Below are 25,857 nucleotides of genomic sequence, written 5' to 3' on the forward strand. Positions count from 1 at the left end.
CTTCCGTGATCCCCGAACCGAATAAACTCTCAGTTATTTCAATTAGATATCAACCGACATATCCGATGACCGTCGTTAAACCGGAACGATCCGGCGGCGCTGACATTCCCGCGGCCGGACACTACATGTGAAAGCCCGACGCGCTTGATCGCGCAGATCCTCCACCGCGGTGCCTCCACATGATCCCCTTGTCCGTGCTCGACCTCGCGCCCATCCGTCAGGGCGGCGATGCGTCGCAGGCGTTTCGCAATTCGCTCGATCTCGCCCAGCATGCCGAAAGCTGGGGCTACAAACGGTTCTGGCTGGCCGAGCATCACAACATGACGGGCATCGCCAGCGCGGCGACGTCGGTGGTGATCGGGCATATCGCGGGCGGCACCAAAACCATCCGGGTCGGGTCCGGCGGGATCATGCTGCCGAACCATTCGCCGCTGGTCATCGCCGAGCAGTTCGGCACGCTGGCCTCGCTCTATCCCGGGCGGATCGATCTTGGGCTCGGCCGCGCGCCGGGCACCGACCAGTTCACCGCACGGGCGCTGCGGCGCGACCTCGCCACCAGCTCCGAGAATTTTCCTCAGGACGTGCTGGAGCTGCAGGCGCTGCTCGGCGACGTGCAACCGAACCAAACGATCCGCGCCGTGCCGGGCATGGGGACGAAGGTGCCGCTGTGGATCCTGGGCTCCAGCACTTTTGGCGCGCAGCTTGCGGGGATGCTCGGGCTACCGTTCGCGTTCGCCTCACACTTCGCGCCGCAAATGATGATGCCGGCGCTGCGGGAGTATCGGGCGCGGTTCGAACCCTCGGCACAGCTCGACAAGCCCTATGCGATGGTTGGCGTCAACGTGTTTGCCGCCGATAGCGACGCGGACGCGCAGCGGATGTTCTCCTCGCTGCAGCAGCAGTTCATCAATCTGCGCCGCGGCACGCCCGGCCCGCTGCCGCCGCCGGTCGAGGACATGGATGCACTGTGGTCGCCGGCGGAAAAGGCCATGGTCGGCCAGTCGCTATCCTGCTCGGCGGTCGGCTCGCCTGCCGTGGTGGAAGAGAGGCTGAAGGCGCTGATCGCGGAGACCGGCGCGGACGAACTGATGACGACGGGGCAGATCTACGACCACGCCGCGCGGCTGCGCTCGTTCGAGATCGCGGCTGGGGTGCGGGACCGGCTGGCGGGGTGATCAGCCCCTGATTGTTGCGGCGAGACAGGTGCGCTCCCTCCCCCGCTTGCGGGGGAGGGCTGGGGAGAGGGTGTCCGCCATGGGACAATCCCCTAGAGGAGAGAGCCCTCACCCCGACCCTCTCCCGCACGCGGGAGAGGGAGCGCACCGCGTCCGCGGCAGGCCTCGAGGGCCCTAATCCGGAAAGCCGAACAGCTTTGCCGGATTGTGCACCAGGATCTTCTCCAGCTCCGCCTGGTCGGGCGCGTAGCGGTACATCAACTCCAGCAGATCGGCGTCGTTGGGCGGCTGCTTCACCGAGACCGGATGCGGCCAGTCGCTGGCCCAGACGCAGCGGTCGACGGCGGCCTCGATATAGGCGCGCGCGATCGGGATGACGTCGTCGTAAGGAGCACCAAGCTTCGAGGTCTTCTCGCCGAGCGACAGCATCACCCAGAAATTGCCCTTGGCGAGCAGCTCCAGCATCTTGCGCAAATTCGGATCGTTCCTGCCGGCTTCCGGATCGGGGCGCGCCATGTGGTCGATCAGCACGGGCACGTCGAGATTCTCGTATTTGGCGACGCTGGAGACGATGCCGTCCTTCTCGGGCTGGATCTTGACGTACCAGCCGAGCTCGCGGATGCGCGCAATGGCGCGGGCGAAATCGGCATCCGACAGCACGGCGCCGAGCTCCTGGCGGAAGCTGAAGCGCGCGCCGCGCACGCCGGCGTCGTGCAGTTTTGCGAGATAGGAATCGTTCGCCTCGGCGAACACCAGCGCGTTGGCGCAGCCGCGATAGTTCGGGCCCATCGCGGCGAGACCGTCGAGCACGACGGCGTGGTCGGCGCCATAGGTGGTGGTCTGCACGATGATGCCGCGCTCGATGCCGAGCGTCTTGTGCACGCGCAGCGCCGCCTCCCAGGTCGCGGTGGGCATCCGATAGGCAGCACCAGGACGCTCCGGATATTTGTCGATGGGGCCGAGCACGTGAAACTGGCTGTCGACGGTCTTGGGCGGCGGCGCCTTGACCGGGCGGCGCGGGTTCAGGTCGAACGGCAGATAGGTCGGCATGCGGCAGGCTCCCTCAGTCGATCATTGCGGTGAAGTCGCACTGCACCAGTGCGCCGCCATCCATGTTGTCCATCGGCAGCGCGTGGCGCGCCGGACGCGAATGCTCGTCCGGAAACATCTTGAGCCACTCGACATTCACGGGCGCGCGCTGCGTACGGTCCTTCAGCCACACCGTCATCTTGATGATGTCGTCGGTGGTGCCGCCGGCGGCCTCGACCGTCGCCTTCATATGCGCGAACATGTTGGCGCATTGCGCGTCGAGACTCTCGGGCATCGCGCCAGCCGCATCGCGGCCGAGGATGACGCCCGACATCACGAGATTGCCGATGCGGCAGGCATTCGGAATCGGGTTGGCGTGCTTGAAGCTGCCGATATGGATGCTCTTGCGCCGCGTGTGACCGGTCATGATGCGCTCCCTCTTGCTTATTGGTTCAGACGAACTGGCACGACACCGAGCCGAACGCGCCATAATCGGCATGAAACGTGTCGCCGCGGCGGACGTCGACCGGCCGCGTGAACGATCCCGCCAGCACCACCTCGCCGGCGGCGAGATGCTCGTCATGCGGCGCGAGGCGGTTGGCGAGCCAGGCGATGCCGTTGGCGGGATGATTGAGCACGCCGGCGGCGAGCCCGGTTTCCTCGACCTCGCCGTTGCGGAACAACAGCGCGCCGATCCAGCGCATGTCCGCGTCCATCGGGCGGAACGGTCGGCCGCCGAGCACCAGCGCGGCGTTCGCCGCGTTGTCCGAGATCGTGTCCATGACCTTTCGCGCCTTGCCCGTCTGGGGATCGACGCGGTGCATGCGCGTCTCCAGAATCTCCAGCGCCGGGGTGACGTAGTCGGTGGCGTTGAGCACGTCGAAGATGGTGCAATCGGGTCCGCGCAGCGGCGCCTTCAGCACAAAGGCGAGCTCGACCTCGATTCGCGGCGCGTGGAAGCGGTCGAACGGAATCGGCGTGGCATCGGCATAGAACATGTCGGCGAACAGCACGCCGTAATCCGGCTCGGAAATGCCGACCGCGTTCTGCATCGCCTTCGAGGTCAGGCCGATCTTGTGGCCTTTGACGACGCGGCCGCGACTGATCTGAAGTTTGGTCCAGGCGCGCTGAACGGCATAGGCATCCTCGATGCTGAAATCGGGATAGTCTTTGGTGAACATCGTAATCAGCGTCTTGCTGCGCTCGGCCTCGTCGAGGCGCATGGCAAGGCGTTCGATCGTGGGAGTATCCAGCATGGCTTAGCTCTCCGCCGCGACGGTGTTGCGCAGCACGCCGATGCGGCTGGATTCGACCTCGACGACATCGCCAACTTTCAGCCAGCGCGGCGGGTCGAAGCGGGCGCCCGCCCCGGTCGGCGTCCCCGTCACGATCATGTCGCCGGGCTTCAGGGTTGCGAAGGTGGAGAGATAGGAGATCAGGAAATCGAACGGGAACATCAGCCGTTCGGTGGTGTCCTGCTGCCGCACTTCGCCGTTGACGCGCGTGATGATGTCATGAGGCCCGCGCGGATCGAGCTCGTCCGATGTGACGATCCAGGGACCGATGCTGCCGGAGCGGTCGAAATTCTTGCCTTGCGTGACATTGAACTTGCCGTGGCGCAGCCAATCGCGGATCGTGCCCTCGTTGCACAGCGTCATGCCGAAGATGTGCGACCAGGCCTTCTCGCGCGGGATGTGGCGGCCGCCCTGGCCGATCACGATGACGAGCTCGCCTTCGTAATCGAGCTGCTCGGAGACCTCAGGCTTCTCCAGCGGCTGACCGGAGCCCGTCATCGACGACATGCTGCGCACGAACAGGCTGGGATATTTGGGCAGGTCGGAGCTGTCTTTATACTCCGCATTGCGCTCGGCGTAGTTGACGCCGATGCACCAGAGCTTTTCGGGCGCCAGCACCGGCGGAAGCAGCACGAGATCGTCGAGTGCGTGGTCCGGCTTCTGTCCGGCGACAGCTTCCTGGGCGTCGGCCAGCGCATTGGCCGCGATCAGCGCCCTGACGTCGGAGAAGTCGCGGCCGATCCGCCGGGTCAGATCGACGACACCGCCTTCGATGGCGGCACCATAGCGCGGCTCTCCGTCCAGGAGATAACTTAGGAGTCGCATGGTCGTTCTCCAATGGTCTTGAGGCGCGCGCGGGGCAGCGCGCTCAGTCTTTCGATTTGGGAGTCTGGAACACGCCGCGCAGCGTCACGATCTCGCCGAGCCGGGCATAGCGCGGCCCGCCGATGCGCGCGATCGGATCGAGCGCCGCAGTCTCGACCTTGCCGTCGTTCACGAGGCCGTCGCGGAGGTGGAACATCACGACCTCCCCCACGATGAGACGGCTGCGGGCGTCGCCGAATTCGAGGCACTGCCGGAAGCGGCATTCCATCGCGACGGGTGCAACGGCAAGCCGCGGCACCTTGATGCGCTCGCTCGGGATCGTCTCGAGGCCAAGCTCCGCGACCTCGCTGATCTCGGGCGGATGCTCGACCGATGAGTCGTGCACGGCCTGCATCAGCGGGGTATCGGCGATGTGGATGACGTATTCCTCGGTGTCGAGGATGTTGTGCGCGGTGTCCTTGTAGTCCGCGCCCTTGCGGCCGACGCTGATGGCCAGCATCGGCGGCTTCTGCGAGACGAAGGTGAAGGCGCTGAACGGCGCGAGGTTGAGCACGCCCGCGCGCGACAGGCTCGTCACCCAGGCGATCGGGCGCGGCACCACGATGCCGGTCATCAGCCGGTAGATGCGCTCGGCACCGAGCTCGGTGGGGTCGACCCGCATCGATCAATCCGCCTTGATGTTGGCCTTGCGCACGATCGGAATCCATTTGGCGTCCTCGCGTTCGAGATAGGCCTTGAATTCGTCGGGCGTCATCGCGACGGCTTCGCCGCCGAGCTTCTCGAACTTGTCGACCACGGCGGGATCCTTCAGGATCGCGGTCAGCGCCTCATGCAGCTTGTCGATCACGGGCGCCGGCGTGCCTGCCGGTGCGAACAGGCCGGTGAAGGTCTGGCCGTCAAAATCCTTGTAGCCGAGCTCGGCAAACGTCGGGACGTCAGGCAGCGACTTCAGACGGTGCGGGCTGGTGACGGCCAGCGCGCGGAACAGGCCGGCCTTGATGTGCTGCAGGCTGACCGTGAGCTGGTCGAACGCGAACTGCACCTGCCCGCCCAAGAGATCGTTGACCGCAGGCGCATTGCCGCGATAGTGCGCGGTGACCCATTGCAGGTCGAGGCTGGACTGCATCAGCTCGCTGAGCAGATGGTTGGTGGTGCCGGGACCGGGCGAGGCCATCGTCAGCTTGCCCGGTTCGCGCTTGGCGAGATCGATGAACTCCTTGAAATTCGTCGCCTGCACCGACGGATGCACCTCGAGCACCAGCGGCGTCATCGAGATCGCCGTGATCGGCAGGAAGTCCTTCTTCCAGCTATAGACGTCGCGCTTGTTGATTTCGGTCGCGAACAGCACCGGGCCGTTGGCGCCGACGAACAGCGTGTAGCCGTCGGGCGCGGATTTCGCGAAGGCCTCGCCCGCGATCATGCCGCCGGCACCCGCCTTGTTCTCGATGATGAAGGGCTGGCCGAGCTTTTCCTGAAGCTTGTCGGCGATGATGCGTGCGGCACTGTCGACATTGCCGCCGGCCGGATAGGGCACGATCAGCTTGACGTTGCGCGACGGCCATTGCTGGCCCGACGCCGGTCCCGTCAACATCGCCACTGCGGCAGCTATGGCAATCCAGATTAATCTCATGTTAACCTCCCGGCGGCGCTTCCAATTTTACGTCGATTTGCCCGACGTCGTACACGGCATCTCGATTCGGAGCGCAATCTCCAGATGCGCGCTTTACCTGTCGAGTGAATTGTGGCGTTCTTGTCCATATTATGGACAAGACCTCTTCGGCGAAATCCGCCCGCCGCATGACCGAACCGCGACAGGGCGCGCAGGCGATCCGGCGCGCGCTCGCGGTGCTGCGCATTCTGGCCGCGGGCCGCGAAGACGGCGTGCCGCTGACCGAGGTGGTGCGGGCGACCGGCCTCACCCGCCCGACCGTGCATCGCATCGTCCACGTGCTGATCGAGGAAGGTATCGTCGAACGGCATGACCGAACCGGCCGCTACGCGATCGGCAACCAGGTGCCGGAGCTCGCGCTCGCACGGGCCCGGCCATCGCGGCTGCTGATCGCCGCCAATCCGTCGCTGCAACGCGCCTCCACCGAGATCGGCGACACGCTGTTCCTGACGGTGCGGACCGGCAACGACACGCTGTGCGTCGATCGCAGGATCGGAATCTATCCGATCCAGGTGCTGTCGATCGAGGTCGGCGCGCGCCGGCCGCTCGGTGTCTCCAGCGCGGGCGTCGCCATCCTCGCCGCGATGCCGGCGCAGGACGCGCGAAAAATCGTCGCGGCCAATGAGAAGAGACTGGAGGCCTACCGGACCGATGCTGCAACGGTGCTGGGCCAGGTCACCGCCGCAAGACGGCTGGGATATGGCATGAGGGAAATTGGTCTCGTGCAGGGCACGAAATCGATCTCGACCTGGATCAAGACCCCCGACGGCCGCCCCGCCGCCGCGATGACCGTCTCCGCCGTTCGGACGAGGCTCGGCCCGCGCCGCGAACAGGAGGTCGCGGAGATCCTGCTGCGGGAGGCGCGGATCATCGAGCAGGCGATCCGGGGGAATACTGGATAGCGCTGACGGTGCCGCTTCACCTCTCCCCGCTTGCGGGGAGAGGTCGGATCGCTCTTGCGATCCGGGTGAGGGGGTACAGGTCTCTCGACCATCTCGCGTGCGGAGAGAGGCCCCTCACCCCAGCCCTCTCCCCGTAAGAACGGGGCGAGGGAGCGCACCGACGATACGGCGCTGTCAATGGGCTGACTTCGCGAGCCATTTTATGGCACAAGGGCGGCCTCGCCGACCGAGCAACGAGGCCCCGCATGCCCGCGCCGAAACCGCCCGCCTTCGAGACCCTGAGCCTGCATGCGGGCCAGCATCCGGATCCCGCGACCGGCGCCCGCGCGGTGCCGATCTACCAGACCACGTCCTACGTGTTCCAGGATTCCGACCACGCCGCCGCGCTGTTCAACCTCGAGCGTGCGGGCCACATCTATACGCGCATTTCCAATCCGACCACCGGCGTGCTCGAGGAACGGCTCGCGGCGCTGGAAGGCGGCGTCGGCGCGATCTGCACCGCGAGCGGCATGGCCGCGCTGCATCTCGCCATCGCGACGCTTCTGAGCGCCGGCGACCATATCGTCGCGTCGAGCTCGCTCTATGGCGGCACCATCAACCTCCTGGCGCACACGCTGCCGCGCTTCGGCATCACCACAACGTTCGTGAAACCGCGCGATCTCGACGCCTTCCGCGCGGCGATCACGCCGAACACGAAGCTGGTGATCGGCGAGACCATCGGCAATCCCGGGCTCGAGGTGCTTGATATTCCGAAGGTCGCGGCGATCGCGCATGACGCAAAGATTCCGCTGCTGATCGACAACACCTTTGCCACGCCCTATCTCAGCCGGCCGATCGAGCTCGGCGCCGACATCGTCATGCATTCGGCGACCAAATGGATCGGCGGCCATGGCATTGCGATCGGCGGCGCCATCGTCGACGGCGGCCGGTTTGATTGGCGTTCATCCGGAAAATTCGGCGTACTGACCGAGCCCTATGGCGGCTATCACGGCATTGTCTTCGACGAGCAGTTCGGCACCGCGGCCTTCATCATGCGCGCGCGGACCGAAGGCCTGCGCGATTTCGGCGCTTGTCTATCGCCGACCAATGCGTTCCAGTTGTTGCAGGGCGTGGAGACGCTCGGCGTGCGCATGGACCGCCACATCCAGAACACGCACCTCGTGCTGGAGGCGCTGAAAGCCAACAAGGCCGTGGATTGGGTGCTGCATCCCTCGCTCGAGGACCACGCGGACTACCAGCTGGCAAAGACACTGCTGCCGCGCGGCGCCGGCTCGATCGTCTCCTTCGGCATCAAGGGCGGCCGGCCTGCTGGCCGCAAGTTCATCGAATCGCTGCGCATGATCAGCCATCTCGCCAATGTCGGCGACGCCAAGACGCTGGTGATCCACCCGGCGTCAACCACGCACCAGCAGATGGACGCCGAGCAGCTCAAGGCCTCCGGCATCGGCGAGGAGCTGGTGCGGCTCTCGGTCGGCATCGAGACCGCAAGCGACATCATCGACGATCTCACCCAAGCGCTGCGCATTTCGCAAAAGGTCTGACACCATGAAGCTCTCCGTCAACGGCGCCGAGGTGCTGGTCGCAACCGGCGGCCGCGACTTCAACAGATCCCTGCCCGCGGTCGTCTTCCTCCATGGCGCAGGCTTCGATCATTCGACCTGGGCGCTGCATACGCGCTGGTTCGCCCATCACGGCTTTGGCGTGCTGGCGCCTGATATGCCCGGCCACGGCCGCTCGCCTGGACCGTCGCTCGGCAGCATCGCCGAGATGGCCGACTGGACGGCGGCCCTGCTCAATGCGGCCGGAGTTACGAAAGCGCATCTGATCGGCCATTCCATGGGATCGCTGATCTCGCTGGAGACGGCCGCACGTCATCCCGACAAGGTGTCCGCACTCAGCCTGATCGGCACGGCCGCGACCATGACGGTCGGCCCGGACCTGCTGAAGGCGGCCGAAGCCAATTCGCAGGATGCCAACGACATGGTCTCGATCTGGGGACTCGGCTTCAACGCCGAGCTCGGCGGCAGCCTCGCGCCGGGCCTGTGGATGCATGGCGGCGCCCAGGCCGTGTTGAAACACTGCGAGCCGGGCGTGCTGTTCCGGGATTTATCGGCCTGCAATGCTTACGCGAATGCGCTTCAAGCAGCCGCGAGCGTGACGGTGCCCACGACGCTCATCCTCGGCGAGCGGGACATGATGACGCCGGTGAAGGCCGGCAAGGCACTCGCGGCGGCAATCCCGCATGCGAAGACCGTCGTGGTGCCGGGCGCCGGCCACATGATCATGGCCGAACGCCCGGATGAACTGCTGGCTGCGCTACGGAACTGACAGGATCAATCGTCCATCTTGCGCGTTGCGGTCAGATATCCCTGTGAAGATCCAGAGGGAACAGGACCCATGCCAAGACAGGAAGTCATTCGCAAAGCAAGGCAAGACAAGCGCGCCGGGAAATCGGCGACCACGCAGGCCGGCGAGTTCGTCAAGGACCAGATCGACAAGATCCGCAAGGGCAAGCATGGCGCGCGCTCGACGAAGCAGGCCATCGCCATCGGTCTGTCCGAGGCACGCCGCGCCGGCGTCGATCTGCCGCCGCCCCGCAAGGGACGCGTCAAGAAGGCCACGCGCCGCAGCGCCAAATATGCCTATGAGGTCGGTCAGGGCAAACGCACGCCGAAGCGCCGGCCGCGCGTGGCACGGGCCGTCGAAAAGGTTTTGAAGAAGGAGCCGCGCTCGACCGCATCGCGCAGCGCACTGTCGAAACAGGGCAAGCGTGCCGCGAGCCAGCGATCCGCCGCGTCACGTTCGGCCACCGCGCGCAAGGCGAGCCGCACCAAGGGCGCCAAGGCCCGCTCCGCCGCCGCAAAGAAAGCGGCACACACCAGGGCGCGCCGCCGGAGTTGAGTCTCGTCCTGCTTAGGAACCCGGCGTCCACTTCCAGACGATGTCGGACACGTTGACCGGCTTCGGGATCAGGCCCAGTTTTGCAAAATGATCGGCGACCGCCTGCTGGCTCTTGGTAACCTCTGCATCCAGCGGCACCACGCGATAGGTGGAGCGGTTGACGAAGCGCCTGACAGCTTCGATGTCGACGCCGGTTGCCTCGGCCTGGGCCTTCGCTACCTCCTGATGGTGAGATTCCGCCCACACGCCTTCGGAGGCGAAGCTCGCGTTGAGTTTTGCCACCAGTGAAGGATACTTCTCCACGAAGTCCGTGCCGGCGATGTAGAAAGCGTTCGGCTTGTGGACCTCCTTGTCGAAGACGATGACGCGGGCGCTCTCCTTCAACTCAGCGAGCGCCAGATACGGATCCCAGATTGACCAGGCATCGACCGAACCCTTTACAAAGGCGGCCGTCGCATCGGCCGGGGCGAGCGGAGCCGGCGTAATGTCGGACCAGGAGAGACCGGCCTTCTCGAGCGACGCGACGAGGAGGTTGTGCGCACTCGATCCCTTGGCAAACGAAACGCGCTTGCCCTTGAGGTCCGCGAGCGATTTGATCGGCGAATCCTTCGGAACGATGATCGCCTGAGTGTCGCCTTCCGACTTCACCGCTGCGACGTAGCGGATCCTGGCGCCGCCGGCTTGGGCGAAGATCGGCGGCGTATCACCGACGAAGCCGAAATCGACACTGCCGACATTGATCGCCTCCAGCAACGGCGGACCGAACTGGGAGTCGATCCATTTGATCTCGATGCCGAGCGGCTTAAAGGCGCTCTCGAGCGTTTGACGCTGGCGAACCGCCGGGAAGAAGCCGCCCTTCTGCGTACCGATGCGGATTTCCACCGGCTTGTCCTCCGCGCGCGCCGGTGCGGCTAAGGCGGTTGCGAGCAGCACCGTCATTGCGAGAATGTGTCGACGATTGATCATGACGTGGTCCTTTCGGTGGAATCAGTTGGCAAGCAGTGGAGAATTCGCGCGCCGGCTCCGCTCGGAGAATACGGCGCGGGCGGCGCGCTCCGCCTCGCGCGCCGAGCGGAACTGGCGACCTTCGAGGCTGTCGAACAGACGCTCGGAGGAGAAGAAGCGGAAGCCGCGCGTATCCTTCGTGACGATGCCGGCGGCGCGGTCGTGGATTTCGATGATGTAGGCATTCGATTGAATTCGGGACATGACTGCTCGTTCGCCGGGATCTCGGCGTTCCTGTCTCGGGATTGCTGGGTGAGGTGCTGCTAGGAGGCGGCGGTCAGCAACAACAACAGGCGCCGGTGGCCGCCGAGAAACAGCGCCACGTCATGCACGCAAGCATGTCGTTCCCGTTGCGCTGGTGATCGGTTCTCATATCGCGGCTTTGACTCGAGGAGCAGTTTCGATGCGTCGAATATCGAGCGTTTAGCGCGATCGGTCAATGAAATGGCTATCCATAATTGCCAGTGGCGCGCATCGGCACGTCTCCGGAGGGAAGCGACGGCAGACGGATTCAACTGGCGGCAAGTTCTTCCCTTCTCCCCTTGTGGGAGAAGGTGGCGCGAAGCGCCGGATGAGGGGTTGCCTCGGCGAATCCTGAAGCAAGAGAGTCGCGTGCGGAGAGAGACCCCTCACCCGTCTCGCCGCTGTTGCGGCGAGCCACCCTCTCCCACAAGGGGAGAGGGTAAGAGAGAGCTACCACATCGTCGCGGCGGCGCGCTCCGGCCAGGCGCGGTCGTATTCCGCACCGCCGACCTTGTTCTCGCTCATCTCGGCGAGGATCTGGCCGGGCGTCGGCAGCGACTTGGGGTCCACGCGCTTGTCGGGATTCCAGAGATCGGAGCGGACGATCGCGCGGGCGCACTGGAAGTAGATTTCGTCGACCGTCATCACCATGACGCTGCGCGGCGCCTTGCCTTCGACCTTGAACGAGGCCAGCAGCTCGGGATCGATCGAAAGATGGGCCCGGCCATTGGCGCGGACCGCGTTGCCGGAGCCGGGTATCAGGAACATCAGCGACACCCTGGGATCACGCACGATGTTGCGCAAGGAATCGACCCGGTTGTTGCCGCGGCGATCCGGCAGCATCAGCGTCTTCGGGTCATGAATGCGGACGAAGCCGGAGAGATCGCCGCGCGGCGAGCAGTCGATCCCCTCGGGTCCGACGGTGGCGAGCGCGGCGAACGGCGCCTTTTCGATGAAGACCCGATAGAGCGGGGTGACGTGGTCGGCGACTTTCACGGTCGAGGCGTCGTTGATGACGCCGTAGATGGCCTCCAGCTGCTCGACCGTTTCGATCACCGACATTCCGTTCTCCTTGTTGCGCGGGCTATTCGTGCCAGCCTTGATTCCTGATCACGCGCAGAAGCTGGCGGCCATGATACTCCGCGCTGCCCGCGTTGAGGATGGTGACATCGGCTTGCGCCGATGCATCGTCGACGCTGCGCGTCAGCCGTTCCACGATATTGCCGTCACTGTGCCGGGCGCGAGCGGCGAGCCGCTGCGCCAGCACATCCGGCGGCGCCGTGATTACGACCACCACGACGTTTGCATAGGCCTGGCGTAGCGCGCCGATCACCGTGCGCGAAACATTGGCCACGACGGCGCGTCCGGCACGAATATCGTCGTCGAGGTCGCGCGGCAGCGCATAGCAATGCCCATGCGCCTCCCAATGCACGGCGAATTCGCCATGCTCGCGGGCACGCCGGAATTCGTCAGGGCTCACCGCGACATTGTCTTCGTCGGCCGAGGATTCGCGCGTCACGACACGGCGCGGAAAGACGATGTCCTGATCCTCGATGCACGCCGTCCGCGCCAGCCGCAGCAGCGTGTCCTTGCCGGCGCCGCTGGGACCGACCACGAGCACGAGCCGCCCGGGCCCGATCGCGCCCGTCTGCGCTCCCGCCACGGTGACGGTCTCGCTCATGCGACGCGGCTCCCTTCGCGCCAGACGCTGCGGACCGCAGGGACGCTGCCCGCAACATGCACGCGGATCAGATCGGCACGCTTGCCGACCGCAATTTCACCGCGGTCGGACAGGCCGACGGCTTCCGCGGGGGCCTTCGTCACCGTGCGGATCGCCGCCGCAAGACTGATGGCGGGCACATGCTCGGGCAAATGCAGCGCGGCCATCAGAAGGCTCGAGGGAATGTAGTCCGAGGACAGGATGTCGAGCAGGCCCTCGCGGGCGAGATCGACCGCGGCGATGTTGCCGGAATGCGAGCCGCCGCGCACGACGTTCGGCGCGCCCATCAGGATGTCGATCCCGGCCTCGTGCAGGCCGCGCGCGGCCTCCAGCGTGGTCGGAAATTCCGCGACCGAAACCCCATCGCGTACGGCGTCCACGACGTTCTCCTCGGTGGTATCGTCATGGCTCGCCAGCGGGATCTTGTACTGATGTGCCAGCGCCACGATCTCGCGCATGTTGGTCGCGGCGTAGGCCTTCTGATATTCGAAGCGCTTCGCGAACAGCTGGTCGAGCTCGGCGTCGGTCTTGCCGCCGCCCTTGCCGCGGTAATAGTCGCGCAGCTTGCCTTCGTCGCGGAACTGGCGCTGGCCGGGGGTGTGGTCCATCAGCGACATCAGCCGCACGTCGGGACGGTCGATCAGCTCCCTGGCCTCCTCGACCACGCTCGGCATCGGGATTTCGCAGCGCAGATGGAGGAAGTGATCGGCGCGCAGCAGGTCGGCGTCGCGCGCGGTCGTGATCGCGGCGGCGAGCGTGCCGGCGCGGCCGTCGACTTCCTCGGCGCCGTCCTCGCGCCAGACCCGGAGCGAGTCGAACACCGTGGTGATGCCTGAGGTCGCGAGCTGGCCGTCGTAGGAGACGACGGCGGCGACCGGATTCCAGAACACTTTTGGGCGTGGCACGTAATGCGCCTCGAGGTGATCGGTGTGGAGCTCGATCAATCCCGGCATGATCAGATCGCCGCCGGCGTCCTCTGCCCCCGTGGGCGCCCTGCCCTCGCCGATCTCGGCAATGCGTCCATCGGCGAGGGCAAGCCAGCCCTGCTCGATCACCCGGTCCGCCAGCACGATCCTGGCGTTGGCGATCACGATGTCCTTTGACTTGGCGTTCATGTCCATTTCCTTCAGGCCGCGGCGGCGAAGCTGGTAACGTCGACGATGCGGTCGGCAATCTGATGACGGATTTCGTCGTCATGGACAATGGCGACCATGGCGACGCCCTGGCGCTTCTTTTCGGCGACCAGCTCGACCACGACGGCGCGGTTGGCGGCATCCAGCGAGGCGGTGGGTTCGTCGAGCAGCAGGATCGGCAGATCCGAGATGAAGCCGCGCGCGATGTTGACGCGCTGCTGCTCGCCGCCGGAAAAGGTCGCGGGCGGCAGCTGCCAGAGCCGTTCGGGGATGTTGAGCCGATGCAACAACTCGCCGGCGCGCTGCTGCGCCTCAGTTCGCGCCAGCCCGTTGACGATCAGGGGCTCGGCGACCACGTCGACAGTCGCGACGCGCGGCACCGCGCGCAGGAACTGGCTGACATAGCCAATAGTCGCACGGCGGATGTTGAGGACCTGCCGCGGCTCGGCGGTGGCAAGATCGACCAGCGCGCCGCGATGGCGAATGCCGATGCGGCCGGAGTCGCAGCGATAATTGCCGAAGATCATCTTCAGGATCGACGATTTTCCGGCGCCTGATGGCCCCGACAGCACGACGCATTCGCCCGGGTTGACGTGAAAGGTCACGCCGCTGACGACGGGCAATTCGATGCCACCTTGCAGGTGCATCGTGAAGGTCTTGTTGGCGTCGGCGACGTCGATCATGGCGGTCATTGGAAAATTCTTCCTGGAAGGCTCATGGCGGCAGAATCGAGGAGACGAGGAGCTGGGTGTAGGGCTCGCGGGGATCGTCGAGCACCTGGTCGGTGAGGCCGGTCTCGATGACGCGGCCGCCCTTCATCACCATGACCCGATGCGACAGCAGGCGCGCGACCGCGAGATCGTGGGTCACGATGATGACCGCGAGATGCAACTCGGCGACCAGGCTGCGCACGAGGTCGAGCAGACGGGCCTGCACGGAAACATCGAGGCCGCCGGTCGGCTCGTCCATGAACACCAGCCGCGGCTCGGTGACGAGGTTGCGGGCGATCTGGAGCCGCTGGCGCATGCCGCCGGAATAGGTCCGCGGCGCATCGTCGATGCGTGCGATGTCGATCTCGACGCGGGTCAGCCAGTCCGACGCGGTATCGCGGATGCGGCCGTAGTGATTCCAACCCACCGCCATCAGCCGCTCGCCGACATTGGCGCCGGCCGAGACCGCCATGCGCAGCCCCTGCGCGGGATCCTGATGGACAAAACCCCAATCGGTGCGAAACAAGAAGCGCCGCTCGGCCTCGCCCAGCGTGGCAAGATCGCGGGCGACGCCGTCGCGCATCCGATAGGACACCTGGCCGCCGCTGGCCGCGAGCTGACCCGACAGGAGCTGCAGCAGCGTCGACTTGCCCGAGCCGGATTCCCCCACGATCGCCAGCACCTCGCCGGGATAGAGCGAAAACGAGACATCGCGGCACGCGGCGATGCGGCCATAGGATTTGCTGAGCGACTCGGCAACGAGCAGCGGCTCGTCGTTTTCGAGCATGTCTTGATCAGCCATTCGATGCCTCCTGCGCCTTGTCCTTGTACGGCGCGGCGCTGAGGCTGCCGTGATGGCCGGCGGCCTGGCGGCCCTCGCAATAATCGGTGTCGGAGCAGACGAACATGCGTCCGCCCTTGTCGTCGGTGACGATCTCGTCGAGATAGGAATTTTCCGCGGCGCACAGCGCGCAGGGCGCGTTGAAGCGATACGGCTCGAAGGGATGGTCCTCGAAGTCGAGCGACACGACTTGCGTATAGGGCGGGATCGCGTAGATGCGCTTTTCGCGGCCGGCGCCGAACAATTGCAGCGCCGGGCAATTGTCCATCTTGGGATTATCGAATTTCGGCGTCGGCGATGGGTCCATCACATAGCGCGCATTGACCTTCACCGGGTAGGCGTAAGCCGTCGCGATGTGGCCGAAGCGGGCGATGTCCTCATAGAGCTTCACATGCATCAGGCCGTATTCGGCGAGCGCATGCATGCGCCGCGTCTCGGTCTCGCGCGGCTCGAGGAAGCGCAGCGGCTCGGGGATCGGCACCTGATAGACCAGCACCTGATTCGCGTGCAGCGACGTCTCGGGAATGCGGTGACGGGTCTGGATCACGGTCGCATCTTCTGTGGCCGTCGTCGTGGCGACGCCGGCGGTCTTGGCGAAGAATTTTCGGATCGAGATCGCGTTGGTGGTGTCGTCGGAGCCCTGGTCGATCACCTTCAGCACGTCCTCGGGCCCGAGGATCGCCGCGGTGACCTGGACGCCGCCGGTGCCCCAGCCATAGGGCATCGGCATTTCACGGCTGGCGAACGGCACCTGATAGCCGGGAATCGCAATCGCCTTGAGGATCGCACGGCGGATCATCCGCTTGGTCTGTTCGTCGAGATAGGCGAAATTGTAGGCGGGCGCGTTCATTCCGCGGCCTCCTTCATGGCATCAGGCGCATTGGCTTCAGTGAATTCCTTGCGCAGCTTGCGCAACAGGCCGAGCTCGGACTGGAAGTCGACATAATGCGGCAGCTTCAGATGCTCGACGAAGCCGGTCGCCTGGACGTTGTCCGAATGCGACATCACGAATTCTTCGTCTTGCGCAGGGGCGAGTGCCTCTTCGCCGAGCTCGCGCGCACGCAACGCGCGGTCGACCAGCGCCATCGACATGGTCTTGCGCTCGCTCTGGCCGAAGGCGAGGCCATAACCGCGCGTGAAGCACGGCGCTTCGGTCGCGGAGCCCTTGAACTGGTTGACCATCTGACATTCGGTGAGCTCGATCGAGCCGAGCGGAACGGCGAAGCCGACGTCTTCCGCCGAAAATTCGACATCGACCTCGCCGAAGCGGATTTCGCCGGCGAAGGGATGGTTACGGCCATAGCCGCGCTGGGTGGAATAGCCCATCGCCAGCAGAAACCCTTCATCGCCACGCGCGAGGTTCTGCAGGCGCAGATCGCGGTCCGCCGGAAAATTCAGCGGCTCGCGGGTGAGATCGCCGACGCTGGCGCCCTCTTGGGCCTGCGGCGAGGATTCGATCAGGCCGTCGCGGCCGAGGATATCCGTCACGCGCGGCGTTGGCACCGTGGACGCTTCGGCCGTCGCCGGCTGCTCCGGCACAAAGCCGCCGGCGAGCGAGGGATCGAGCAGGCGATGGGTGTAGTCGAAGGTCGGCCCGAGGATCTGGCCGCCGGGAATGTCCTTGAAGGTCGAGGACACCCGCCGCCGCACCCGCATCGCGCCGGTCTCGACCGGCTCGCTCGCGCCGAAGCGCGGCAGCGTGGCGCGGAAGGCGCGGACCAGAAAGATCGCCTCGATCAGATCGCCGCGCGCCTGCTTGATGGCCAGCGCCGCGAGCTCGCGGTCATAGAGCGATCCTTCGCTCATGACGCGGTCCACGGCGAGGCCGAGCTGCTCGGAGATTTGATCGAGCGTGATTTCCGGCACGCTTTGGTCGCCGCGCCGCGCACTGGCGAGCAGGCGATGGGCGTTCTCGATGGCGCGTTCGCCGCCCTTGACTGCGACATACATAGCTAGCTTCCCTTGCTCACGACACGCGTGGTGCGCGGGATCGCAACCACGGCGTCATCGGCGACCAGCACCACATCGATGCCGCGCGGAAACAGCGTTTCGTTGACGCGCAGGCGATTGAACAGGTCGAACGGCTTGATCGAGGCCTTGAGCGTCGCGACACCGTCGATGCCGGGACCGCGCAGCTCGAAGCCGCGTCCTCCGTCCAGGCTCTCGACTTGAAGGATCAATGTGGTGGACCGATCCGGATATTCGCTGGTGCCGAGCGCGAAGCGCTCGAGCGAAGGCAGCGCTCCGCCGTCGCTGATCAGGGCGAAGCTTGCGATGGAAGAATCCTGCACCACCGGCGCGCCGGTGTGGAATTTCAACCATTTTGTCACTTCGGCGCTTTCCGACATGCGCGCATCGAGCCAGAGCGGTGTGTCGTGGTCGAACAGCGTCAGCGCGATCGCGGCCGTGCCGCGCATCATCGTGTGAGGCGCGCCTGATGTCGGCACGATGCGCTGGACCGATCCCGGCCGCGCCATCGCGTCCATCACCGAACGAAAGGTCGATTGCGCCGACAGCACCTTGTCGGCGAACCCCGGCGGCAGTTCCGCAATCGTGGTCATGATCTACCCCTCACCGCGCACCATGGTGTAGAAATCGACCTTCGTCGCGGCGGTCTCGGCCGCCGCCTGCTTGCGCCTGATCATCAGCTGCTCACGCAACGGTGCGATAATGTCCCGCTCCACCGCGGCGCCGAAATCGCTGGACTGCACCAGCGCATCGCACAGCGCGATCAGCCGCGCCTTCTCGCCGTCGCGACCAAGCGTGTAACCGAAGCCGACCTCGCCGCTCGCAAGCCGCACCGCGGCGCGCGACACCGTGGCTTCGCCAAGGTTGAACGGCGCGCCGTCGCCGCCGACCCGGCCGCGCAGCATGACGAGGCCGTTTTCCGGCGCGCGCAGATCCTGATGCGCCGGTAGGGCTAGAGCGCGGAGGCGAGCGGCGATCTCGCCCGCCTCCGCGTGCGCCAGCACGGCCATTGCGGCCTTGCGCTGGGCTTGCTGATTGTTGTGCTGGGTCACCACATCCACCGAAACTTTCTGCAGAACTTGCCGAATCCAAGTTGTCTATGATACTAGACAACTTGATACCGGAGCGCCATGACTGTTTCGTGACAAAGGCGTGATTTCTGGAGTAGCTTCCCGGCCACATGAGCATGCAGGACACAGCCTCTTCCGGCGTCGCGTTGTGGCGCCTCGTTGCCGACGGCATCGAGCGCGGCATCGCCGACGGCCGCTTTGCGGCGGGCGACAAGCTGCCGGGCGAGGTGGAGATCGCCGAAACCTATCGCGTGAACCGCCATACCGTGCGACGCGCGCTGGCCGCGCTTGCCGAGCGCGGCATCGTGCGGGCCGAACGCGGCAGCGGAACCTATGTCGAGGCGCAGAAGCTCGCTTATCCACTGCGCTCGCGGACCCGTTTCTCCGAGATCGTCGGCGCGGACGGCCGCGAACCGCATGGCCGCTTGATCGAAGCGTCCGATGATGTCGCGACCCGCGAACTCGCGCGGGAGCTCGGTCTCAAGGCCGGCGCACCATTGGTCCGGATCGAGGCGATGCGCCTCGCCGACCGCACGCCGATCTGCGTCTCCACGACGTGGCTGTCGGCGCAGCTGTTCCCGGGTGCGGGCGACGTCTTTGCCGCGACCCGCTCGATGACGAAACTGCTCGAACATTACGGCGTCCGCGACTATCGCCGCGGCGCGACCCGGATCACCGCCGGCATCGTCGACGCCACCGACGCCGCACGGCTCGATCTGGCGCTGGGACGACCGATCCTGGTGGTCGATGCCACCGACCACGATCTCGACGGCAAACCGCTGGTGACCAAGCATTCGCGGTTTGCCGCGGAGCGGGTGGAGTTTCTGGTGGAGTCGTAGGGTGGGCTGCTTGTTCTCCCTCGCCCCGTTCTTACGGGGAGAGGGGCTGCCTCCACAATCACCGTAAGAGACCGACTCGGAGAGTCCCCCTCACCCGCCGCGCTGCTCGGCCTCTCCCCGCAAGCGGGGAGAGACGAAGACCTACGCCACCGCCCTTCGGCCGATAATGGCGAAGCGGAGTTTTCCCGAAACGAAATCAATCGCGGCGACAGCGACCAGGATCATCAGGATCAGGAACGACACCTTCTGCCATTCCAGCACGCGGATCTGCTCGGCGAGCTGGAGCCCGATGCCGCCGGCGCCGACGATGCCGATGATGGTGGCCGAGCGCGTGTTCGACTCGATGAAATAGAGCACTTGGCCGGCGATCACGGGCAGGACCTGCGGTAGCAGACCGAAGCGGATCTCGTGCAGCGCACTGCCGCCGGAGGCGCGGATGCCTTCGACCTGCTTCTGGTCGGCGCCCTCGATCGCCTCCGAGAACAGTTTTCCAAACGCGCCGAAATCGGACACGGCAATGGCGAGCACGCCGGCAAACGGGCCAAGCCCGACCACGTTGATCCACACCAGCGCCCAGATCAGCGTGTCGACGCCGCGGATCGAATCGAGAAAGCGGCGGACAGGGAAGCGCAGCAGCTTTGACGGCACGACGTTACGTGCGGCAAGAAGACTGACCGGCAGCGCGAACAGTGCGGCCAGCGTCGTGCCGAGCAGCGCGATCGACAGCGTCTCGCCCAGCGCCTTCAGATAGATCGGCAGCGACGAGCCGGGATCCGGCGGGATCATCATCAGGCTGATCCAGCCGAGCTGGCTGAGGCCGGCGACGAAGCGCGAGGGCGAGAAATCGAGATCGACCAGGCCATAGACCAGGATCGCGAACGCCGCGACGATCATCGCCGGCATCGCGAGCCGGGCCGAGGCCGGCCGGTCGAACACATCAGGGTAGCGCGCGCGAAGCGCGGCGGTGTCGATCTCCCGCGGTCCCGTCACGTCCGCGCCTCCTTGCCGAACAGACGGCCGCGCAGCCAGCCGGTGCTGATGTCAATGATGAAGACCGTGACGATGATGGTGAGCAGGATCGCGCTGACGTCGGAGTAATAGAACTTGCGGATGGCGACGACGAGCTCCTGGCCGATGCCGCCGGCGCCGACGAAGCCCATCACGGAGGCCTCCCGGACATTGATCTCGAAGCGCAGCAGCGCGTAGCTGGCATAACCCGCGGTGACCTGCGGCAGGATAGCGAAGCGCATGCAAGCGAGCCAGCTCGCGCCGGTCGAGCGGATGCCTTCGACCGGCTTCATGTCGGCGTTCTCGACGATCTCGGAGAACAGCTTTCCGAGCGCGCCGGTGGAGTGAATCGCAATCGCCAGCACGCCCGCCATCGGTCCGAGCCCGAAGGCGATCACGAAGATCAGCGCAAACACGATGCCGGGCACCGTGCGGGCGAATTCGAGCAGGCGCCGCACCACGAAGCGCAGCCAGGGCGCGGGCGAGGTATTCTCCGCCGCGAAGAAGTTCAGGCAGAATGCAAAAGTCGCGCCGATCAGCGTGCCGACATAGGAGATCAGCAGGGTCTCGCCCAACATCTTCAGCCATTTGCGCCAGCCCCAGAGCCATTCGCCTACATCGGTCCAGACCCGCTGTCCGCTGTCGAGTGTGAGGATGCGGTCGAAATAGCTGATGAAGTTGCCGTAATGGGTGAACAGCGTGCGCAGATTCACTTCGGCGCCGATCGCCGCCAGAAGCAGTGCTGCGGCGAAGATCACGGCTCCAAACAGGAGTCGGAGCCGCTTGCGCGCGACCGCCTGGCGATAGGCGGCGTTGAGCACGGCGAGCTGCTGCTCCGGGAGGATCGAAACCGCGACGGTCATCTGATCAGGAAAGGTGGTCGATTAAAGAGAAAGAGCCGGGTCCATCGACCCGGCTCCAGTGGCATCGTCCCGAAACTCAGGACGCCTTCTTCTTACGCAGCGCATCGACGAACTTGATCAGCTCGATCGTGCCATCCCAATCCTTGGTGGTCGCGGGATGAAAACCCTTCTTCTGGCCGTCCTGGAGGCGATCGAACGCAGCCTTGTCCTTGGCCGGCGCGTCGAAGAACGCCTTCGCGATCGCGGCCTTGGCCTCTTCCGGCAGATCGGAATTGTACGCGTAGGGGCCGTTGATGATCGGCGCCGACTTGTGGATGATGCGGAAATCGTCCTTCTTCATCGCCGAGCCGTCGGCATTCTTCAGCATGCCCTTGGTCAGCATCTGCGCCAGGGTTGAATCGTCGTCGCTGGTCCACTGGTTGGCGGCGACGTCGACCGTGCCCTGCGCCAGCGCCAGGATTGCGTTCTCATGGCTGCCGGTGAAGACGACCTTGCTGAAATAGGAGTCGGCATCCGTGATGCCCATCTTGTCGAGCTCGAAGCGCGGCACGTTGTTGCCGGAGGTGGAGTTCGGGTCGACCAGGCCGAGGTTCTTGCCCTTGAGCTGGTCGATGCTCTTGTAGGCGCTGTTCGCCTTGACGAAGAACACGGAGTAGTAACCGGTGGAGCCGTCGGAGTTGATGTCGTTGGCGAAGGCGTCGGTCTTGACGCCGGTCAGGCGGGCGCGGGCGAACGAGGCCGAACCATAGCTCGCGATATGAATGTTGCCGGCACGCTGGCCTTCGATCACGGCCGCGTAGTCGTTGGCGATGCGCAGCGTGACCTTCACGCCCAATTCCTTGGAGAGATAGTTCATGAACGGCGCCCAGCGCTCGGTGACGCCCGAGGCGTTTTCCGCCGGAATGACCGCGAAGGTCAGTTCGGGATATTTGGCTTTCCAGTCCTCGGCGGAAGCTGAAGCCGTGAACGCGAGCGCGGCGGCGCCGGCAAGAATCAATCTGCGAGTAATCATGATAGCCTCTTCATTGGTTGAGGTCGGTTGACGCAAAACTGGTGAGTCCTGATGCGGCGCCGCTCAGGCGGCGGCCGCCGTTCCAAGCGCCGGAATGCCTTGTCGCACCGGTGCAGGCGTGCCGCCCATGACATCGGCGGCTTCGAGATCGTAGAGCTCGCGCGCAACGTGCTCGGTCAACTCGGCCGGCGCGCCGTCGAACACCACGCGCCCCTGCGCCATACCGATCAGGCGGTCGCAATAGCTGCGCGCCAGGTCGAGCGAATGCAGATTGCAGAGCACGGTGATGCCGAAATGCTTGTTGATGCGCAAAAGCGCATCCATCACGATCTTGGTGTTGCGGGGATCGAGCGAGGCGATCGGCTCGTCGGCGAGGATGATGTCGGGCTGCTGCACCAGCGCGCGGGCGATCGCGACGCGCTGCTGCTGGCCGCCGGAGAGCTGATCGGCGCGCTGGGCTGCGAGCGGGGCGATATCGAACTGTTCGAGCGCGGACATCGCCAGCGCCTTGTCCTGCTCGGGCCAGGTCTGCGACAACGAGCGCCAGGCCGGCATCGTCGCGAGCCGTCCCATCAGAACGTTGGTGAGAACATCGAGCCGGCCGACCAGATTGAACTGCTGAAAGATCATCGCCGAGCGCGCCCGCCACTGCCGCAGCTCCTTGCCGCGCAGCGCGGTGACGTCGAGGCCGTCGAACAGGATGCGGCCCTGCGAAGGGGTCGCGAGACGGTTGATGGTCCGCAGCAGGGTCGACTTGCCGGCTCCGGACCGTCCGATCACGCCGACGAAGCCGCCGGGAGAGACTTGAAACGAGGCATCGTCCACCGCGGCTTTCACGCCGAAGCGACACGTCAGACCATCAACCACCAGCATGCAGGGCTCCAGAGTAGCTGGGACCCACCGCTAACGCCGGCGCTTGACACTTGTGTGACACGGACGTTGCGGTGCGGCGATCCTACACACGTCATCCCCAGTTCATCCCCTGTCATCGTGTCGTCATGACATTGTCATCAAGCCACTCGAAGAGAAACGCCCGCCCTCTCGTTCGGATGCAACATGGCCGCCAAGACTCTTTCGGTCCAGCCGACCATCGATCCCTCGGCGAAGCTGCACGACACCAGGCTTGGGGCCTACACGGAGGTCGGCGCCCGCACGATGCTGCACGAGGTGACGATGGGCGATTACTCCTATGTCGTGAACGACGCCCAGATCACCTACACCACGATCGGAAAATTCTGCTCGATCGCGGCGATGACACGGATCAATCCGGGCAATCACCCGATGCACCGCGCCACGCAGGCGCACTTCACCTATCGCTCGAGCGCCTACTTCGAAGGCGAGAGCGACGACACGGAATTCTTCGACTGGCGGCGCCAGCATCACGTCCATATCGGCCATGACGTCTGGATCGGCCATGGCGCCATCGTGCTGCCGGGTCGCAACATCGGCACCGGCGCGGTGATCGCGGCCGGCGCCATCGTCACCAAGGACGTGCCGGCCTACACCATCGTCGCCGGCAATCCGGCGCGCATCGTGCGGCGGCGGTTCTCGGAAGACGTCGCCGGACGGCTCGCCAGCCTCGCCTGGTGGGATTGGGATCACGACAAATTGCGTGCAGCATTGCCCGATTTCCGCAAGCTCGGGATTGAAGATTTTCTCTCGACGTATGAAGCACGAGGAAGTTCTCTCAACAGTCCTCATGGCAGCAAATCAAGCGCGGTCGCGTGACAGACATTTTCCTTGAGGGCGGCCGGACCCTGATCGGCTCCGAGCTCGTCGAAACTTCTCTTGCCCTGTCCGGAACGGACATCGCAGAGATCGATGCGTCTCGCGGCCGGACGCGGCTTGCGATCGACGCGCGCAACCTGCTGGTCCTGCCGGGCATCGTCGATCTGCATGGCGATGCCTTTGAGCGGCAGATGATGCCGCGCGCCGGAGTCGATTTTCCGATCGACGTGGCGCTCGCCGATAGCGACCGCCAGGCCATCAGCAACGGCATCACGACTGTGTTTCACGCCACGACCTGTTCGTGGGAGCCGGGCCTGCGCAGCGCCGACAATGCGCGCGGCCTGATGGAGGCGATCGAACGGCTGCGCCCGCAATTCGCGGCCGACACCCGCTTTCATCTGCGCCACGAGACCTACAATCTCGATGCCGAAACCGAGATCAGCCAGTGGCTCGCTGAGGGCCGCGTCGACCTGTTCGCCTTCAACGACCACATGGACGGCACGGTGGGGGACATGGCCAAGCCCCGCAAGCGCAACCGCATGGTGGAGCGCACCGGCCTGTCGAGCGAAGATTTCGACCGGCTGGTCGGGCGTGTGCTCTCCCGCGCCGGTGAAGTGCCGGCTTCGGTGTCGCGGCTGGCCGCGACGGCCCGCGCCGCCGACGTGCGGATGCTCTCGCACGACGATGCGACGCCGGTGATGCGCGAGGGCTTTCGCGCCATGGGCGTGGCGATCGCAGAGTTTCCGATCAACGAGGAGACGGCGCGGGCGGCGGCAAGCCATGGTGACGCCATCGTCTACGGCGCGCCGAACGTCGTGCGCGGCGGCAGCCACACCGGCTGGACCAAGGCATCCGACATGATCGCCAAGGGGCTCTGCTCGGTGCTGGCCTCGGACTACTACTATCCCGCGCAGCTGCTCGCTGCGTTCCGCCTCGCCGCCGATCGCGTGCTGCCGCTGACCGAAGCCTGGAATCTGGTCTCCGCCGCGCCCGCGCGCGCGACCGGCCTTGCCGATCGCGGCGTGCTCGCGGAAGGCCGGCGCGCGGACATTCTGCTGGTCGACGACAGCATGCCGCTGCGGCCGCGGCTGATCGCCGTGATATCGGGCGGCAAGCTCGTGCATCTCACCGACGCGACACGGTTGCTTGGCATGGCAGCTACCCCGCGCGAAGCTGTCGCCGCGGCATAAACCCGTTATGCTCGGACGATGACAAGTTTCCCCCGTTACGCGATCTATTTTGCTGCAGGCAGCGACAGCGCCCTCTCCCACTTCGGCGCGGAGTTGCTCGGCTACGATGCCTATACCGGCAACGAGCTGCCCTTTCCCGCCGAGGCAGCGCGTCTCGCGCCCGACTGGCGCGACATCACCGCCGATCCCCGCAAATACGGTTTTCACGGCACACTGAAGGCGCCGATGGCGCTCGCGCCTGGCAAGACAGAGGCGGAGCTCTTGGCGGCCTGCGCGGCCTTCGCCGGCGAGGCGCGGACGATCCCGGTGATCAGCCCGGTCGTCGATGCCATCAGCGGCTTCATCGCGGTCGTTCCGGCTGAGCCGGCCGATGCGCTCCAAGAGCTCGCCGCCGATTGTGTCCGCGCGTTCGATGGCTTTCGCACCGCCCTGACGGCGGAAGATCGCGCGCGACGCAGGCCCGAGAAGCTCAGCGAGCGGCAGCGCGACTATCTCGATCGCTGGGGCTACCCTTACGTGATGGAGGAATTCCGCTTCCACATGACGCTGACGGGTCGGCTGGACGCGGAGCGTCGCGGGCCGATTCTGGAGATGCTGCGCGCGCGGTTTGCTGCGCTCGGGCTTGAGACGCTGGCCATCGATCGCATTGCGTTGTTCAAGCAGGACGATGGGGGGGCAAGGTTCCGCATTGTGGGCGAGTGGGTGCTGGCGAGATAGGCGACACCGCTGCA

At 65.5% G+C, this 25,857-nt stretch carries 30 protein-coding genes; 9 read left to right on the forward strand and 21 right to left on the reverse strand.

The window, feature by feature from the left end:
• The first annotated feature begins 179 nt into the window (after positions 1–179).
• Positions 180–1,175 (forward strand): LLM class flavin-dependent oxidoreductase, encoded by a 996-nt coding sequence (locus tag AC0L3J_RS00455; protein ID WP_473345477.1) that lies wholly within the window; start codon positions 180–182, stop codon positions 1,173–1,175.
• Positions 1,176–1,349: 174 nt separating this feature from the next.
• Here the strand turns inward: AC0L3J_RS00455 and AC0L3J_RS00460 are convergent, their stop codons facing one another.
• The 6 genes from AC0L3J_RS00460 to AC0L3J_RS00485 are packed head-to-tail and all read right to left on the reverse strand — an operon-like array spanning position 1,350 to position 5,954.
• Entirely contained in the window at positions 1,350–2,225 is an 876-nt protein-coding gene (locus AC0L3J_RS00460; protein ID WP_473345478.1) for an amidohydrolase family protein, read from the reverse strand.
• A 13-nt stretch (positions 2,226–2,238) separates the two neighbouring features.
• Positions 2,239–2,631 carry a RidA family protein gene (locus AC0L3J_RS00465; RefSeq protein ID WP_473345479.1) on the reverse strand — a complete coding sequence of 131 codons (393 nt, stop codon included), beginning with the start codon at positions 2,629–2,631 and terminating at the stop codon, positions 2,239–2,241.
• A gap of 25 nt (positions 2,632–2,656) precedes the next feature.
• The gene (gene hpaH, locus AC0L3J_RS00470; RefSeq protein WP_473345480.1) at positions 2,657–3,460 is read right to left on the reverse strand and encodes a 2-oxo-hept-4-ene-1,7-dioate hydratase; all 804 of its coding nucleotides are present in this window, start codon (positions 3,458–3,460) and stop codon (positions 2,657–2,659) included.
• A 3-nt stretch (positions 3,461–3,463) separates the two neighbouring features.
• Complete coding sequence (locus AC0L3J_RS00475; protein WP_473345481.1) at positions 3,464–4,324, reverse strand: fumarylacetoacetate hydrolase family protein; 861 nt, start codon at positions 4,322–4,324, stop codon at positions 3,464–3,466.
• A 43-nt stretch (positions 4,325–4,367) separates the two neighbouring features.
• Positions 4,368–4,985, reverse strand: a complete 618-nt coding sequence (locus AC0L3J_RS00480; RefSeq protein ID WP_473345482.1) for a flavin reductase family protein — start codon at positions 4,983–4,985, stop codon at positions 4,368–4,370.
• Positions 4,986–4,988: 3 nt separating this feature from the next.
• On the reverse strand, positions 4,989–5,954 hold the full coding sequence (locus AC0L3J_RS00485) for a Bug family tripartite tricarboxylate transporter substrate binding protein (protein ID WP_473345483.1): 966 nt from the start codon (positions 5,952–5,954) through the stop codon (positions 4,989–4,991).
• 131 nt (positions 5,955–6,085) lie between these two features.
• Between AC0L3J_RS00485 and AC0L3J_RS00490 the strand changes: the two genes are divergently transcribed.
• The 4 genes from AC0L3J_RS00490 (at position 6,086) to AC0L3J_RS00505 (ending at position 9,796) form a co-directional block, all read left to right on the forward strand.
• The gene (locus AC0L3J_RS00490; RefSeq protein WP_473345484.1) at positions 6,086–6,895 is read left to right on the forward strand and encodes an IclR family transcriptional regulator; all 810 of its coding nucleotides are present in this window, start codon (positions 6,086–6,088) and stop codon (positions 6,893–6,895) included.
• Positions 6,896–7,140: 245 nt separating this feature from the next.
• Positions 7,141–8,436: an O-acetylhomoserine aminocarboxypropyltransferase gene (locus AC0L3J_RS00495; RefSeq protein ID WP_473345485.1), complete on the forward strand. Its 1,296-nt coding sequence runs from the start codon at positions 7,141–7,143 to the stop codon at positions 8,434–8,436.
• 4 nt (positions 8,437–8,440) lie between these two features.
• Positions 8,441–9,223 (forward strand): alpha/beta fold hydrolase, encoded by a 783-nt coding sequence (locus AC0L3J_RS00500; protein WP_473345486.1) that lies wholly within the window; start codon positions 8,441–8,443, stop codon positions 9,221–9,223.
• A 69-nt stretch (positions 9,224–9,292) separates the two neighbouring features.
• The gene (locus AC0L3J_RS00505) at positions 9,293–9,796 is read left to right on the forward strand and encodes a DUF6496 domain-containing protein (RefSeq protein WP_473345487.1); all 504 of its coding nucleotides are present in this window, start codon (positions 9,293–9,295) and stop codon (positions 9,794–9,796) included.
• 12 nt (positions 9,797–9,808) lie between these two features.
• On the opposite strand, the gene AC0L3J_RS00510 is transcribed toward AC0L3J_RS00505, so the two are convergent.
• The 11 genes from AC0L3J_RS00510 to phnG form a co-directional block, all read right to left on the reverse strand.
• Positions 9,809–10,762 carry an aliphatic sulfonate ABC transporter substrate-binding protein gene (locus tag AC0L3J_RS00510; RefSeq protein ID WP_473345488.1) on the reverse strand — a complete coding sequence of 318 codons (954 nt, stop codon included), beginning with the start codon at positions 10,760–10,762 and terminating at the stop codon, positions 9,809–9,811.
• A gap of 21 nt (positions 10,763–10,783) precedes the next feature.
• Entirely contained in the window at positions 10,784–11,005 is a 222-nt protein-coding gene (locus AC0L3J_RS00515) for a hypothetical protein (RefSeq protein ID WP_456767361.1), read from the reverse strand.
• Between the two features lie 489 nt (positions 11,006–11,494).
• Positions 11,495–12,106: a pyridoxamine 5'-phosphate oxidase family protein gene (locus AC0L3J_RS00520; RefSeq protein WP_473345489.1), complete on the reverse strand. Its 612-nt coding sequence runs from the start codon at positions 12,104–12,106 to the stop codon at positions 11,495–11,497.
• Positions 12,107–12,128: 22 nt separating this feature from the next.
• On the reverse strand, positions 12,129–12,725 hold the full coding sequence (gene phnN / locus AC0L3J_RS00525; protein WP_473345490.1) for a phosphonate metabolism protein/1,5-bisphosphokinase (PRPP-forming) PhnN: 597 nt from the start codon (positions 12,723–12,725) through the stop codon (positions 12,129–12,131).
• Positions 12,722–13,879, reverse strand: coding sequence for an alpha-D-ribose 1-methylphosphonate 5-triphosphate diphosphatase (locus tag AC0L3J_RS00530; protein WP_473345491.1), 1,158 nt, complete (start codon positions 13,877–13,879; stop codon positions 12,722–12,724). Before AC0L3J_RS00530 ends, phnN begins: the two co-directional genes overlap by 4 nt.
• Before the next feature lie 11 nt (positions 13,880–13,890).
• Complete coding sequence (gene phnL / locus AC0L3J_RS00535) at positions 13,891–14,589, reverse strand: phosphonate C-P lyase system protein PhnL (protein ID WP_473345492.1); 699 nt, start codon at positions 14,587–14,589, stop codon at positions 13,891–13,893.
• Between the two features lie 22 nt (positions 14,590–14,611).
• Complete coding sequence (phnK, locus tag AC0L3J_RS00540; RefSeq protein ID WP_275174028.1) at positions 14,612–15,409, reverse strand: phosphonate C-P lyase system protein PhnK; 798 nt, start codon at positions 15,407–15,409, stop codon at positions 14,612–14,614.
• Positions 15,402–16,298 carry an alpha-D-ribose 1-methylphosphonate 5-phosphate C-P-lyase PhnJ gene (locus tag AC0L3J_RS00545; RefSeq protein ID WP_247285659.1) on the reverse strand — a complete coding sequence of 299 codons (897 nt, stop codon included), beginning with the start codon at positions 16,296–16,298 and terminating at the stop codon, positions 15,402–15,404. The genes phnK and AC0L3J_RS00545 overlap by 8 nt, the downstream gene beginning before the upstream one ends.
• Entirely contained in the window at positions 16,295–17,398 is a 1,104-nt protein-coding gene (locus tag AC0L3J_RS00550) for a carbon-phosphorus lyase complex subunit (RefSeq protein ID WP_473345493.1), read from the reverse strand. Before AC0L3J_RS00550 ends, AC0L3J_RS00545 begins: the two co-directional genes overlap by 4 nt.
• Positions 17,399–17,400: 2 nt before the next feature.
• Positions 17,401–18,009, reverse strand: coding sequence for a phosphonate C-P lyase system protein PhnH (gene phnH / locus AC0L3J_RS00555; protein ID WP_473295200.1), 609 nt, complete (start codon positions 18,007–18,009; stop codon positions 17,401–17,403).
• 3 nt (positions 18,010–18,012) lie between these two features.
• Positions 18,013–18,477, reverse strand: coding sequence for a phosphonate C-P lyase system protein PhnG (gene phnG / locus AC0L3J_RS00560; protein WP_473345494.1), 465 nt, complete (start codon positions 18,475–18,477; stop codon positions 18,013–18,015).
• Between the two features lie 119 nt (positions 18,478–18,596).
• On the opposite strand from phnG, the gene phnF reads away from it, so the two are divergent.
• Entirely contained in the window at positions 18,597–19,325 is a 729-nt protein-coding gene (gene phnF / locus AC0L3J_RS00565; protein WP_473295198.1) for a phosphonate metabolism transcriptional regulator PhnF, read from the forward strand.
• A gap of 141 nt (positions 19,326–19,466) precedes the next feature.
• Here the strand turns inward: phnF and phnE (AC0L3J_RS00570) are convergent, their stop codons facing one another.
• The 4 genes from phnE (AC0L3J_RS00570) to phnC form a co-directional block, all read right to left on the reverse strand.
• Complete coding sequence (gene phnE, locus AC0L3J_RS00570; protein ID WP_473345495.1) at positions 19,467–20,315, reverse strand: phosphonate ABC transporter, permease protein PhnE; 849 nt, start codon at positions 20,313–20,315, stop codon at positions 19,467–19,469.
• Positions 20,312–21,196: a phosphonate ABC transporter, permease protein PhnE gene (phnE, locus tag AC0L3J_RS00575; protein ID WP_473345496.1), complete on the reverse strand. Its 885-nt coding sequence runs from the start codon at positions 21,194–21,196 to the stop codon at positions 20,312–20,314. The genes phnE (AC0L3J_RS00570) and phnE (AC0L3J_RS00575) overlap by 4 nt, the downstream gene beginning before the upstream one ends.
• A 76-nt stretch (positions 21,197–21,272) precedes the next feature.
• Entirely contained in the window at positions 21,273–22,208 is a 936-nt protein-coding gene (gene phnD / locus AC0L3J_RS00580; RefSeq protein ID WP_473295195.1) for a phosphonate ABC transporter substrate-binding protein, read from the reverse strand.
• A gap of 63 nt (positions 22,209–22,271) precedes the next feature.
• Positions 22,272–23,081, reverse strand: coding sequence for a phosphonate ABC transporter ATP-binding protein (phnC, locus tag AC0L3J_RS00585; protein WP_473295194.1), 810 nt, complete (start codon positions 23,079–23,081; stop codon positions 22,272–22,274).
• A gap of 183 nt (positions 23,082–23,264) precedes the next feature.
• Between phnC and AC0L3J_RS00590 the strand changes: the two genes are divergently transcribed.
• The 3 genes from AC0L3J_RS00590 to AC0L3J_RS00600 are packed head-to-tail and all read left to right on the forward strand — an operon-like array spanning position 23,265 to position 25,843.
• Positions 23,265–23,936 (forward strand): transferase hexapeptide repeat family protein, encoded by a 672-nt coding sequence (locus AC0L3J_RS00590; RefSeq protein WP_473295193.1) that lies wholly within the window; start codon positions 23,265–23,267, stop codon positions 23,934–23,936.
• Positions 23,933–25,126: an alpha-D-ribose 1-methylphosphonate 5-triphosphate diphosphatase gene (locus AC0L3J_RS00595; protein ID WP_473345497.1), complete on the forward strand. Its 1,194-nt coding sequence runs from the start codon at positions 23,933–23,935 to the stop codon at positions 25,124–25,126. Before AC0L3J_RS00590 ends, AC0L3J_RS00595 begins: the two co-directional genes overlap by 4 nt.
• 18 nt (positions 25,127–25,144) lie before the next feature.
• Complete coding sequence (locus tag AC0L3J_RS00600; protein WP_473345498.1) at positions 25,145–25,843, forward strand: DUF1045 domain-containing protein; 699 nt, start codon at positions 25,145–25,147, stop codon at positions 25,841–25,843.
• Positions 25,844–25,857: the final 14 nt, after the last annotated feature.

Source organism: Bradyrhizobium sp. Kon37 (assembly GCF_055807535.1).